Source organism: Xenorhabdus siamensis, from assembly GCF_037996745.1.
GTDB lineage: Bacteria > Pseudomonadota > Gammaproteobacteria > Enterobacterales > Enterobacteriaceae > Xenorhabdus > Xenorhabdus indica.
This window is the reverse complement of record NZ_JBBMXE010000002.1, coordinates 12,734-25,724: the sequence shown is the minus strand read 5'-3', so window position 1 is coordinate 25,724 and position 12,991 is coordinate 12,734. Positions and strand designations below refer to the sequence as shown.

The window sequence follows — 12,991 nt, the reverse complement described above, 5'->3', positions numbered from 1 at the left end:
AAGCTCCGCATTGGCACGGAGCAGGAATGGGTAAAAGTAGCTGGGAAAATGTAGTACAAAAGCATAGTAATACTATTCTGCTAAACATCGATTAAACGAAAGCTAAAATGAGAAGAATAGAGGTAACATCAACTATGGTTATACTGTAACCCTCTTTTTTATTCATTTTTATTGTTAAAATTTCAAATAGCCTATTTTGATTGATTTGCTTCAACGTGATATTAATTTGTGAAAATAAAACTTAATGAACTGAGAAGTTTTTTTGGAATTTTGATTATTGTTATAAACTTCTTGTATTAAACGAAACCATTTTTGGGCAGTAGATTCTCGGTTATATTCTTCAAATCTTTTTTTTCCATTTGATATCATCGATAAATATAAATTTGACTGATTTCTCAATTTATCCACTGCATCTATAAATTCTGCAGGAGTTTTTGCTATCAAATAATCTAATTCACTTAGCCTTATTGCTCTCATTGAGGGTTCATCATCGCAAATGACAGGGCAACCTGCATTCCATGCATTGATGAGCTTACTGGCTGGTTTTCTTATGATATTTGTATAATCGCGTCTAAAACTTATAGCAATATCTATATTGCTGTAATCAGTCCAACCTTTGTTCGATTTTATAAAATTAATTTCCCTTGAATTTAGCTCATTTTCTAATGTTTTGTCTGAAAAAAAATCGGGTAATGCATCTTCATGCCCAAAAAAACCAATGGTTTTTATTTCGCTATTATTTTTTGCTCTTGGTTTTAATCCTGGCTGAGGCCAATGAGGGATGAAAATTTTTCCATTCTTAGCCTGTAGGGGATTTTGCACAATCACATAATCAGCACCGTGAACTGATGGACGATCAGCCTGGCAAACTATAGTATTTCCTCTCCATGGTTTAGTCTTAGAGCTAAAGTTATCATAGTGTAATATATTAATAGCATTATCTTCGGCTTTATTGGTTAATCTAATGTCTAGACAATCTCCATAATAATAATTAAGGTTAATTAAAGTTTGCATGACCCAACAAGATTTTCCTTTACGATAGTATCTTTCTGAGAGGCTGTCGAGATCTGTTTTTCTATTTATTATATATTGAAAATCGTAAGCATATTTTTCTATGAAATTTTTATCTGAAATGCCATTGATAATGATTTTACTCATGCTATTCTACATATTTAGTTTTAAATTTTATAAAATATATCATAATATATATGATATATTCAATGAATATCGATTTTATGAGAGAGATAAATGAAAGTAACCAACAAAGGAAGCGATTTTGAAGATAGAGTATATATATTTATTATGGCAAAATTTTATCTTTTTTGGTGTTTTAAATAAAAGATAGCAGCCTTATTATTTGTGACAGAAAAGAGGTAAATATCACATTCCTGCCACAAAATAAGTCGGTTATTGGAATGAACTTCACTTTTATTAATCCATTTTTAATGAGAAACCGCATCTCGTATTACGTCCAGTGAAGCAGGATTTTCAATTAAAGCAATATCACTGGGTTCACGACCTTCACAAATGGCCTGCATGGTGCGGCGTAACATTTTCCCTGAACGTGTTTTTGGCAATTGCGTGACAAAATAGATGCGTGCTGGGCGTCCAACACTGCCAATTTTCTTATCGACCAGACTCATTAGTGATTTTTCCAAAGTGGCAAAATGGTCGGCACTCTGAATTTCACGTCCTTCTTTGAGGACGACAAAGGAAACTGCGGCCTGCCCTTTTACATCATCTTTGATACCGATAACCGCGACTTCAGCAACATCTTCATGGCTGGCGATACACTCTTCGATTTCCCGGGTTCCCAGACGATGTCCCGAAACATTAATCACGTCATCTGAACGCCCCAGAATAAAGTAGTAACCATCACGATCACGGATCCCCCAATCAAAAGTGGAGTAAACTTGCTGATCAAAATGCTTCCAGTAAGTATTCACAAAACGGTTATTATCACCATAAATAGTTTGGATACATCCGGGAGGCAAAGGGCCTTTGATGACCAACATGCCTTTTTCGTTGTTATCACACTCCTGTCCGGTCAGTTCATTAATCAACTTGACGTTAAAACCATACATTGGGAATCCTGTACTGCCAAAACGACTTGGTCTGTCATCCAGTGCTCGTGCTATTGTCATGATTGGCCAGCCCGTTTCTGTTTGCCAGTAATTGTCAATCACAGGTACGTTAATGGTTTCAGTCACCCAACGTGCAGTATGCTCATCAAGTGGTTCACCTGCCAGATAGAGTGTTTCAAGAGAAGAAATATCGTATTGAGAGAGACTGTTTGTAGGATATTTCTTCAGAACACGAATGGCCGTTGGTGCGGAAAACATCCTGTTGACCCGGTATTTTTCCACAATTTGCCACCAAATACTGGCATCTGGCCGGATGGGCAAACCTTCATACATAATAGTTGCCATACCCGCGATCAGCGGAGCATACACAATATAGGAATGTCCTACGATCCAACCGATGTCTGATGTACAAAAGAATACACCGCCAGCTTTACCGCCAAAAATAATCTCCATTGATGTCGCCAGCGCTACTGCATAACCGCCAACATCACGTTGTACACCTTTGGGTGTTCCTGTTGTCCCTGATGTATAGAGAACACAAGAAACTTCATTGGATTCCAGCCATGTTACTGGAACCTTTGCATCCAGATAGGATTGTCGCAAGGTGGCAAAATCCACATCCCGGTTTCTGACCCAATTTATCTCAGCCAGTCCACGGTTGACCATCAATACATGACGTGGTGTGTGTACCGCTAATTCAATGGCTTCATCCAGCAATGGCTTGTAGGGAATGATTTTTCCTCCACGGGAGCCAGCATCAGCAGAAACGACTAATACTGGCTCAGCATTATCTAATCGGGTAGCGAGACTATGGGCAGCAAAACCACCAAAAACCACAGAGTGGATAGCACCGATACGGGCGCAGGCAAGTAAGATAAATAAGGCTTCCGCCACCATCGGCATATATATCACAACACAATCACCTTTTTTGACACCGAGAGAAAGCATAATAGCCGCAGCCCGGTTAACTTCCTGATGTAACTCCTGGTAAGTGAAGACTTGTTCAGTATTCGTTTCTGTTGAAATCGCAATCAGTGCCTTAGCATCAGGTTGTCTTTCCAGCCAGCGATCTAATGCGTTGTAACATAAATTGGTCTTTCCACCGCAAAACCAGCGAGCAAAAGGAGGATTACTGTGATCCAGAGCTTGTGCAAAAGGGTGCTGCCAATGAATTCGTTTGGCTTGTTCTGCCCAGAAGGCGTTGGGTTCATCAATCGAACGTTGGTAAAAATCTTGGAATGACATAATTTCTCCTAACGCAGTATTTTCCTAACATAATGATAGGATAGCGGTTCCTGAAATGAGAACCGCTGAGTAGGCAGATTAAACAACGTACAAGTCAAGATATTCGTTTACCGGGATGTCTTTGATATTGTTCAGTTCAAGGGATGCTGACAGTATTTTTTGTTGCTGTTCTGCTGAGAAGCGCCGGGCCAGATTGGTTTTGAATTTTTCCAGCAGAGTGGGAATACCATCGGTACGGCGTCGTTTGTGCCCGATTGGGAACTCTATTATGACTTCATCAAATTGGCTGCCATCGTTGAAGGAGATAGTCAGGGCATTGGCAATAGAGCGTTTTTCCGGGTCATGGTAATCTTTCGTGAAATCAGGATCTTCAACACAGACTATTTTTTCCCGTAAGACATCAATACGCGGATCTTTAGCGACATCATCTTCATAATCCGTAGCGGTAAGACGACCAAACAGCAATGGAATCGCAACCATATACTGAATGCAGTGATCTCTGTCGGCTGGATTATGTAACGGGCCTTGTTTATCGATAATGCGGATACAAGCCTGATGGGTACGAATAGTGATTTTGGCGATATCTTCGACTTTTTTACCAAGTTTTTTCAACTGATTATGTAACTGTATGGCGGCTTCAACCGCAGTTTGTGCATGAAACTCAGCGGGGAAAGAAACCTTGAACAGTATGTTTTCCATCACATAGCTGCCATAGGGGCGTTGAAATTGAAATGGCTCGCTGTTGAACAAGACATCATAAAATCCCCAGGTTTTAGCGGTTAATACAGAGGGATAACCCATTTCACCTTTTTGCGCCATCAGGGCCAGACGCACAGCACGGGAAGTCGCGTCTCCTGCCGCCCAGGATTTGCGGGAACCTGTATTGGGAGCATGACGATAGGTTCTTAAGGATTGACCGTCTACCCAAGCGAGTGAAACGGCACTTAATATCTGTTCACGATCCAGTCCTAACATTTGGGCAATCACAGCGGTTGAAGCAATTTTGACCAGAACGACATGGTCCAGTCCGACTTTATTGAAAGCATTTTCCAGTGCCAGGCAACCCTGGATCTCGTATGCCTTAATCATGGCGGTAAATACATCCCACATAGTGAGTGGTTGTTCCCCACGGGCTACAGCATTTCTTGACAGCCAGTCAGCGACAGCGAGTATTCCGCCGATATTGTCAGACGGATGTCCCCATTCAGCAGCCAGCCAGGTATCGTTGAAATCCAGCCAGCGGATAAGAGTACCTATATTGAACGCAGCCTGTACCGGATCAAGCTCGAACTGAGTACCCGGCACTCGTGCACCATTGGGGACAACTGTACCCGGCACAATCGGCCCCAATAATTTGGTACAGGCGGGATATTCCAATGCCTCTAATCCACAACCTAATGCATCTAAAAATGTGTGTTGGGCTGTGACATAGGCAATAGGGGAAACGACGATGTAATCCATGACATAATCCACGATATCTACAATCACCTGATCATATTCGGGACGATCATTAACAACGGGAGTCAGTGTAGAAGCAGGAATAGAGGTAGACATAATCAATCCTTTTTGAAAAATTGTATGTAAGGGATGAATTAGTACTATTTAAAAGGCACTTATCAGTCGGTATCAGCGCTGTTCAATTGGAACAAAGAACAAATTTTCCGGGCCGGTATAATTGGCAGAAGGGCGAATAATTTTGTTATCAACACGCTGCTCAATAATGTGTGCAGCCCAACCGGAAGTACGGGCAATGACAAACAGTGGAGTAAACATAGCGGTGGGAACGCTCATCATGTGATATGATACGGCTGCAAACCAATCAAGGTTTGGGAACATTTTTTTCTTATCCCACATCACAGATTCAATTCTATCCGCAATATTAAACATTTGAAGTGTGCCTGTTTCTTTGGAAAGGGTCAGGGCTATATCTTTAATCACTTTATGGCGTGGGTCAGAAACGGTATAAACTGGATGTCCAAAGCCAATGATCACTTCCTTTTTTTCTAATCGCTTGAGAATATCGACTTCTGCTTCATCTGGTGTGTCATAACGCTGTTGAATTTCGAATGAAACCTCATTGGCACCGCCATGTTTTGGCCCTCGCAGGGCACCGATTCCTCCAATAATGGCGGAGTACATATCTGAGGCTGTACCGGCAATCACGCGGCTGGTAAAAGTAGAAGCATTGAATTCATGTTCTGCGTACAAGATCAGAGAAGTGTGCATCGCCTTTTCCCAGGATGCGGGGGGGTTTTTGCCATGCAAAAGATGAAGGAAATGGCCGCCGATAGAATCATCATCAGTTTCAACATCAATACGGCGTCCGTTATAACTATAGTGATACCAATAAAGCAATATGGAGCTGAGGGAGGCAAGTAAACGATCAGCAATATCACGGGCACCTGGGAGATTATGATCTTCTTTTTCTGGTAGAGTACAACCAAGAACGGAGACACCCGTACGCATGACATCCATTGGATGGGCGACTGCGGGCAGGGCTTCCAGCGCAGCCTTAACACTGCTTGGCAAACCGCGTAATGCTTTCAGTTTGGTTTTGTAGGCTGCCAACTCCGCACGGGAAGGGAGTTTTTCGTGGATTAACAGATAGGCAACTTCTTCAAATTCGCAATGGGCTGCTAAATCGAAAATATCATAACCCCGGTAATGTAACTCCTTACCATTTTTTCCAACAGTACAAAGTGCGGTATTACCCGCAGTAATACCCGATAAGGCAACAGATTTTTTCGGTTTAAATGATGTAGCTTCAATCTTTGTATTTTGTTCATTCATGTGTATCACCTCTGTTATTTTTCTGGAAAAACAGGGCATCCAGTTTCTGTTCAAAATCGTAGTAGTTGATGCTTTCATACAGTTCATTACGGGTTTGCATCATACCGAGCACATTTTTTTGCGTGCCATCGCGACGGAGTGTGGTATAGACCTGTTCTGCGGCCTTATTCATGGCGCGAAAAGCTGACAGGGGATAGAGGGCGATAGAGACATCCACGCTGCTTAACTCTTCGAGAGTAAAGAGCGGAGTGGCCCCGAATTCAGTGATATTTGCCAGTACTGGAACCTGAGTTATTGCAGCAAATGTTTTATACATTTGTAGCTCAGTCATTGCTTCCGGAAACAGCATATCTGCTCCTGCTTCAATATAGGCTTCGGCTCTATCGAGAGCAGCACTCAACCCTTCTACTGCCAATGCATCGGTACGAGCCATAATGACAAAATGTTCATCGCTACGGGCGTCAACGGCGGCTTTGATGCGGTCTACCATCTCCTCTTTTGAGACAATCTCTTTGTTTGGCCGATGACCACAACGTTTTGCACCGACTTGATCTTCAATATGTAGTCCGGCAGCTCCTGCTTTAATAATAGACCGAACTGTACGGGCAACACTGAATGCTGATGAACCAAATCCGATATCTGCATCTACCAGTAGAGGTAAATCACATACATCGGTGATGCGCAGGGTATCGGTCAGCACATCATCCAGTGTTGAGATGCCAAGATCCGGCAGACCTAATGAACCGGCTGATACGCCGCCACCGGAAAGGTAGATAGCTTTATAGCCTGCTCGTTTTGCCAGCAATGCATGATTCGCATTGATGGTTCCTACCACCTGTAACGGAGATTCTTCTTTTATTGCCTGACGAAAAGTTAAACCAGCAGAATAAAATCCCATGTATAACTCCATTATTATAAAAATGAAATCAATTTGTATTGAATTGTTAATTAAGCAAGTATTGTGCCAAAAAGTAAAAATAAGGAGGATAATTGAGACGGATCATGAGTGTATTTTTATTTTTCATTAATAATCAATAGATTAATTGGTTTTTCTATGTTGGGGTTTCTGAGTTTCTATGAGGTATAGTATATACTTGTTTTAAAATGAACCTGATGATGTTTCAATTTTGTTCCATTCTGGAGAAATGAAACATCGTAAAGGACGGGCGGAAAACGCAGAAGGAGAAAGATATGATACCGATACAAACCGAAGAACGTGATAATAGTAAACCGGTTATCTGGACAGTTTCCATCTCCCGCCTTTTTGATCTTTTTCGAGATATCACACCAGAGTTTAATCATCAGGCTGATATCACCCCAATCCATCTTGGTTTTGAACAAGCGGTGCAACATATTCGCAAGCGTCTGGAAAACGAACATTGTGATGCTGTGATTTGTGCAGGCTCTAATGGCTCATACCTAAAAAGTCGCTTATCAGTGCCGGTGATCATAGCCAAAGCCAGTGGGTTTGATTTTATGCAGGCACTGGCTCGCGCCCGACAAATTAGCTCGCGCATTGGGGTGATCACTTATCAGAGTACCTTGCCTGCGTTGGAGGAATTTCAGCAACGTTTTAATCTGCGTATTGAACAACGTAGTTATGCGACAGAAGAAGATGCCAGAGCACAAGTTAATGCCTTGAAAGCGAATGGAATTAAAGTGATTGTAGGTGCTGGATTGATCACCGATCTGGCTTATGAAGCTGAGCTGGTGGGCGTGTTTGTCTATTCTGCTGCTTCTATCCGGCAGGCATTTCATGATGCTTTAGATATGGCTAAAATGGCCAAACTTAATCAAGCCGTGATTTCACCTTATCCTACTAAAGATAAGCTGCGGATCAGACATACTATCAATGACATTCGGGGAAATTCCCCCGCAATAGAGCGTGTGCGCAGCACAATTATGCTATACGCTCGTTCAACGGCTACCGTATTGATTCAGGGAGAAAGTGGTACAGGTAAGGAGTTGGTTGCACAGGCTATTCATCATGAATATACCTTGCGTTATGGTCAATTAAAGGAAAAGCATCCTCGGCCATTTGTTGCCGTCAACTGTGGGGCAATTGCTGAGTCGTTATTAGAGGCTGAATTGTTTGGCTACGAAGAAGGTGCATTTACCGGCTCCCGACGGGGTGGGCGTGCAGGATTATTTGAGATTGCGCACAGAGGAACCTTATTTCTGGACGAAATTGGTGAAATGCCATTGCCATTACAAACGCGCTTATTAAGGGTATTGGAAGAGAAATCTGTCGTCAGAGTTGGGGGATATCGTCCAATTTCGGTTGATGTCCGCATCATTTGTGCAACGCACTGTGATTTGGATCAATGGGTGCGCGAAGGGCGCTTTCGTGTCGATCTATTTTATCGCTTAAACGTATTGCGGATTAATCTTCCAGCATTACGGGAGCGGGGAAATGATATCAGTATGCTGGCGTTGGAATATTTGCGGCGGGCATTTGCGACACTCAATTTACCTGTTTCTGCTTCAAGAGTACGCGAACTTTCTCATTGCGATGAGATACTGCAATCTTATCATTGGCCGGGAAATGTGAGGGAATTACGTAACCTGATGGAGAGAATCGTTCTCTACATAAGTGCTAATCCTGATCAGGTATTGACTCCCGCATTAATACTGTCACTTTCACCTGAACGTCAGGCTGATATTGGTACAACAAACAATAACCTGCAAACGCAGATAACCGCTTTTCCCTTTAAGGAAACATTACTGTCAGAACGTGATATTTCAGTACATGACGTCGTGGCACGCTTTTCAGGTAACCGTCGGGCAGCAGCAGAATATTTGGGAATTAGCCGTACAACATTATGGCGGAGACTGAAACAGACGCAGGAAAAAAATTAACTGGAAAGACCCTCATCTTTCTACTAATTACGTATTTTACTTGTTAATTTACGGTTAGAAAAATGACTGTAAGTTGAAATTCCCACTGGAATAGGGAAGTAATATTCTTTTAAAATTCCACGCAACCTTGTGGTATCCAGCCTGTTTCACCACATCTTTTATGTGCCAGAAACCAACCGTTTAATAACTTTTCCAAATATAGACATTCGCCGATTTGTACAGTTAATTCGTGAGCGATATAGTTTTCTGTGCAGATCGCTTGATTAGTCTGAATGAAACAGAGGATTTGTTGTGGAACCCAACCACTTATTTCTGATGTATCTGTCGCCCAAACCCAGTAGGGATACTCTATATCACTGTGACTAATTACAACAACATCGCCAGCTTGTAAGCGAATTGGATTTGGATAAGCACTGACATAATCTTTGATCACGATACCTTTACCAAACATGTTTTCTCCAGATTTAGCTTAATTTAGCTGGTGGAATAATAATAAGTAATTATACATCGAATAGAATTGTATATCTATGTAACTTCGACGGTCACATATTAAAAAGAGACGGGTAAGATAAAAATTATTCTGTTTTATTTTACAACAAAACTATCAATAATGTTATGTTATTATTTTCATGATGAATTTATTTTCATCTGTTGTTTTTAAATTCGGAATGTCAACGAGTTAATGATGACAAATTAATTAAAAATTTATAATCATGATTATTTTGAAATGTTTTGATAAATAATCATCATTATAACATGGCAAGTAAATTATTATGTTTAGCAGTTAACCTACACATTATTAGTGATTAATCTATATAAAATACAATTTAACATTTCTTTATTATGATAAAAAGATCCTTTATAAGGATACATTTTGAGACTTGGCTTTTATATTATTTTGTTATGATATGTTCTGTAAGAAGCTTATGAATAAAACGCAGACCCAGTGCTATGTTGGTCGCGTAGCAAAACATACTAATACCATAAACAAATGAGGGTACTATAATGTCTAAAATGATTGATGTATTAATGGGTGTAAGAACCGAAGATATTATGAATGACTTTGGTAAACTTAGCAAAGATATTAATAGTCCAGTTTCAATGTGGTCTGCGGATGTTTTTAAAAAATATGTTACTTACATCCATGAAGATGAAACAATGACTTCTGTTGATTGCTCAGGTAATTTAATGGTTAAATGCGATGTGGGAGATGTAATTCGCATGAATTTAATAACATTAAATAATAATCCTGACTATTCTGTTGCTATGATGAAGATGGATCCGATGATGAAAATGGACTCCATGATGAAGATGGATCCGATGATGAAGATGGACTCCATGATGAACATGGACCCGATGATGAAAGTCATGCAAGGTGACATGGTCCAAATGCTGGAGCCACACAAAATGGTTGCCAGCACAAAATACATGCCAGTTGTTGACGTAAGAAATCCAATGGATGTGGATATGCAGAAAGTGAGAAGTTGCTATTTGATGACCAAAGTCAATATGATGCCTCCTATGGGCACTATGCGTGTCATGTATTATGAGTGTATTTTGGGAATATATAAAGAAGGCATGTTGCAGGGTTACATTGCCGCAGAGCCTGGCCTTGTTCTGGATAACAGATAATTTCTATCAGGCAAAAAAACTGAATTAAATTTAAACTTCTTAGGTCGCGCAGATGCGTGGCCTTTTTTTTTATGTCAATAAAGTCGAATTTTCTGTTGGTTTAGCGGTAGGATGAAATTGTTTTGAATTTTAATAATCATAAGTGGGGAATTTATGTCCGAAGTTAATGATCCAAAAATTGATTTTTCAGATTATATGTTGGTTGCTGATATTACTTTAGGAATTAAAGTGCATAAGATAAATAGTTTTGTTGATAATATTTCTTGGGGATATTTGAATAAACTAAAGATGGAAGTCCTAATAAAGGGAACAGTACCAGATTATGGTTCTTTCGATGTAATAAAAAATAACCCAGGTTCCATAAAAATTCCTTAATTCTTATCATCATTAAAATAGAAGGAGGCCGATAACAAATATCAGACCGGAGAAGAAGAGCGCCGTGATGCAGTAGCCCATAATGTCGCGTACCCCAAGCCCTGCGATAGCCAGCGCCGGTAATGCCCAAAACGGTTGTGCCATATTCATCCACTGTTCACCATAAGCAATAGCCATAACTGATTTACCTAAATCTGCGCCCAACATTTCAGCGGCAGACATGACAAACGGCCCCTGAATAACCCAGTGACCACCACCAGATGGCACTGCAAGGTTAATCAGTGCGGAACTGAAGAAGGTCATAAGCGGGAAAATGTCTTTGTTAGCGACGTTGATAAAGAATTCAGTGATAAGCCCGCCTAGCCCTGAACCTTTCATCATCAGTTGAATGCCTGCATAGAAGGGGAATTGCACCAGAATACCCGCTGTACTTTTCGCAGCAGCCCCTACTGCACGCATATATGCCATTGGAGTTTTATGCAGTAATAAACCGGTCAGCAGGAAAATCATGTTGACAGTGTTAATGGTGATGTTGAACCCGTTTTTGGCGAAGTATATACCGAGGTAGGTGAAGCCTAGTATTCCGATGATCCACGCGATAATACGGCTTTCCTCCATGCGTTCAGATAGAGGGGCGTCTTTCAGCAGTTTTTTCTGGAAATCCGGCTCTTCTTCCAGCAAAGCCGGGTCGATCATTATAATTTCCTCTTTTTCGGCATCATCATACGGGTGACAAACGGCATGACGGCGATAAGGCTGAGAGTGATAAAAATGTTGTAACTGGTAAAGATAGTCTGGCTGACTGGGATCAGACCTGATATATGCTCAACCGGATTGCCAGGCGTTGCTGCCAACAGCGGCATTGAGCCGGAAAAACCGCCGCCCCACGTCAGGAAGCCGATGTAGGCGCAGGCGATCATAAGCGGATAGTCAGAACCGGGAACCTTACGGGCGACCTCACGGGCAAACATAGCTCCTACAACCAACCCGAATCCCCAGTTAATGACACAAGCCACGGAACCGAAGAAGGTTACTAGCATTACACCTTGTGTGGGGGTTTTGGCCAGTGAAGCTGTTAGCCTCAGAATACGTTTAACGGGGCCAGAACTCGCCAGCGCGTGACCAGTGACGATAATCATCGCCATCTGCATCCCGAAAGCGAGTAGGTTCCAGAAGCCGTCTCCCCACATTTTGACCAGATCCATTGATGTGCTAGATGTCAGCGACAGCGCGATCATAAAAGTGAGCATGGTGAGCAGCATTGCAAAGATCAGCGGATCTGGCAGATAGCGGCTCACAAACCGTGTCATTACACGAGAAATGCGGCCGATCATACGCTATCCTCAGTTATATTAAGAGACATCATTTTCACGTGTGGAGAAATGATAAATTTGGCCTCGGTTTTCGCTTTGATGGTGTCAATGTTTACACCCGGTGCGTGTTCAAATAGCACCATCTGACCGTTTTCGAAACGGAATACCGCAAGTTCAGTAACCAGCGTATCCACTGCATTCACTGCTGTCAGCGGCATAGTGCATTGACGTAGAATTTTGGCTGAGCCATCTTTTGCACAATGTTCCATTGCAATGATCACTCTGCGGGCGCCAGTCACCAAATCCATCGCACCACCCATGCCCGACACCATCTTGCCTGGGATCATCCAGTTAGCCAGATTAGCATTCTGGTCTACCTGTAATCCGCCTAGCACACTAGCATCAACGTGACCACCTCGGATCAGAGCAAAGGAGAACGCACTATCAAACATAGATGCGCCCGGTAGTACACCACAAGGTTGCCCCCCAGCGTTCACCAGATCTTTATCCGGCTGTGTGACAGGCCCCAGACCGAGAAAGCCGTTTTCAGACTGTAGGGTGATATGTACCCTTTCAGGCAGGTAGTTCACAACCTGAGTTGGCAGGCCGATACCAAGGTTAACGATATCTCCATCATTCAATTCAAGGGCTACGCGGCGGGCGATAAGTTCTTTAGCGTTCATGGATTTTATC

General features: G+C 41.9%; 10 protein-coding genes and 1 pseudogene. 3 read left to right on the top strand and 8 right to left on the bottom strand.

Features of this window, described 5'->3' with window-relative positions; translation table 11 throughout:
• Positions 1–210: 210 nt before the first annotated feature.
• The 5 genes from AAC852_RS01020 to prpB all read right to left on the bottom strand — a co-directional run bounded on the left by AAC852_RS01020 (position 211) and on the right by prpB (position 7,017).
• Positions 211–1,158, bottom strand: coding sequence for a glycosyltransferase (locus AAC852_RS01020; RefSeq protein ID WP_340619418.1), 948 nt, complete (start codon positions 1,156–1,158; stop codon positions 211–213).
• 284 nt (positions 1,159–1,442) lie between these two features.
• Positions 1,443–3,329: a propionate--CoA ligase gene (locus AAC852_RS01015; RefSeq protein ID WP_340619417.1), complete on the bottom strand. Its 1,887-nt coding sequence runs from the start codon at positions 3,327–3,329 to the stop codon at positions 1,443–1,445.
• Positions 3,330–3,407: 78 nt separating this feature from the next.
• A complete protein-coding gene (locus AAC852_RS01010) occupies positions 3,408–4,883 on the bottom strand; it encodes a bifunctional 2-methylcitrate dehydratase/aconitate hydratase (protein WP_340619416.1) in 1,476 nt (491 codons plus the stop codon).
• 72 nt (positions 4,884–4,955) lie between these two features.
• Positions 4,956–6,119: a bifunctional 2-methylcitrate synthase/citrate synthase gene (gene prpC / locus AAC852_RS01005; protein ID WP_340619415.1), complete on the bottom strand. Its 1,164-nt coding sequence runs from the start codon at positions 6,117–6,119 to the stop codon at positions 4,956–4,958.
• Entirely contained in the window at positions 6,112–7,017 is a 906-nt protein-coding gene (prpB, locus tag AAC852_RS01000; RefSeq protein WP_340619414.1) for a methylisocitrate lyase, read from the bottom strand. The genes prpC and prpB overlap by 8 nt, the downstream gene beginning before the upstream one ends.
• A 293-nt stretch (positions 7,018–7,310) precedes the next feature.
• On the opposite strand from prpB, the gene prpR reads away from it, so the two are divergent.
• The gene (prpR, locus tag AAC852_RS00995; RefSeq protein ID WP_340619413.1) at positions 7,311–8,978 is read left to right on the top strand and encodes a propionate catabolism operon regulatory protein PrpR; all 1,668 of its coding nucleotides are present in this window, start codon (positions 7,311–7,313) and stop codon (positions 8,976–8,978) included.
• A 109-nt stretch (positions 8,979–9,087) separates the two neighbouring features.
• Here the strand turns inward: prpR and AAC852_RS00990 are convergent, their stop codons facing one another.
• Entirely contained in the window at positions 9,088–9,429 is a 342-nt protein-coding gene (locus AAC852_RS00990; protein WP_340619412.1) for an SH3 domain-containing protein, read from the bottom strand.
• A 554-nt stretch (positions 9,430–9,983) separates the two neighbouring features.
• Here AAC852_RS00990 and AAC852_RS00985 point away from each other — a divergent pair.
• Both AAC852_RS00985 and AAC852_RS00980 read left to right on the top strand, forming a co-directional pair.
• Positions 9,984–10,610 carry an AidA/PixA family protein gene (locus AAC852_RS00985; protein WP_340619411.1) on the top strand — a complete coding sequence of 209 codons (627 nt, stop codon included), beginning with the start codon at positions 9,984–9,986 and terminating at the stop codon, positions 10,608–10,610.
• Positions 10,611–10,763: 153 nt separating this feature from the next.
• On the top strand, positions 10,764–10,985 hold the full coding sequence (locus AAC852_RS00980) for a hypothetical protein (RefSeq protein ID WP_340619410.1): 222 nt from the start codon (positions 10,764–10,766) through the stop codon (positions 10,983–10,985).
• 12 nt (positions 10,986–10,997) lie between these two features.
• On the opposite strand, the pseudogene AAC852_RS00975 reads toward AAC852_RS00980, so the two are convergent.
• Positions 10,998–12,319 (bottom strand): annotated as a pseudogene (locus tag AAC852_RS00975) (TIGR00366 family protein).
• A complete protein-coding gene (locus AAC852_RS00970) occupies positions 12,316–12,981 on the bottom strand; it encodes a 3-oxoacid CoA-transferase subunit B (RefSeq protein ID WP_340619409.1) in 666 nt (221 codons plus the stop codon). The pseudogene AAC852_RS00975 and the gene AAC852_RS00970 overlap by 4 nt, the downstream one beginning before the upstream one ends.
• Positions 12,982–12,991 lie beyond the last annotated feature (10 nt).

What these genes read in the sequence shown, in the direction of transcription:
- AAC852_RS01015 (WP_340619417.1), bottom strand. Translation starts at nt 3,329, where the DNA reads ATGTCATTCCAAGATTTTTACCAACGTTCGATTGATGAACCCAACGCC.
- AAC852_RS00985 (WP_340619411.1), top strand. Translation starts at nt 9,984, where the DNA reads ATGTCTAAAATGATTGATGTATTAATGGGTGTAAGAACCGAAGATATT.
- prpB (WP_340619414.1), bottom strand. Translation starts at nt 7,017, where the DNA reads ATGGGATTTTATTCTGCTGGTTTAACTTTTCGTCAGGCAATAAAAGAA.
- AAC852_RS00980 (WP_340619410.1), top strand. Translation starts at nt 10,764, where the DNA reads ATGTCCGAAGTTAATGATCCAAAAATTGATTTTTCAGATTATATGTTG.
- AAC852_RS00990 (WP_340619412.1), bottom strand. Translation starts at nt 9,429, where the DNA reads ATGTTTGGTAAAGGTATCGTGATCAAAGATTATGTCAGTGCTTATCCA.
- AAC852_RS01010 (WP_340619416.1), bottom strand. Translation starts at nt 4,883, where the DNA reads ATGTCTACCTCTATTCCTGCTTCTACACTGACTCCCGTTGTTAATGAT.
- AAC852_RS00970 (WP_340619409.1), bottom strand. Translation starts at nt 12,981, where the DNA reads ATGAACGCTAAAGAACTTATCGCCCGCCGCGTAGCCCTTGAATTGAAT.
- AAC852_RS01020 (WP_340619418.1), bottom strand. Translation starts at nt 1,158, where the DNA reads ATGAGTAAAATCATTATCAATGGCATTTCAGATAAAAATTTCATAGAA.
- prpC (WP_340619415.1), bottom strand. Translation starts at nt 6,119, where the DNA reads ATGAATGAACAAAATACAAAGATTGAAGCTACATCATTTAAACCGAAA.
- prpR (WP_340619413.1), top strand. Translation starts at nt 7,311, where the DNA reads ATGATACCGATACAAACCGAAGAACGTGATAATAGTAAACCGGTTATC.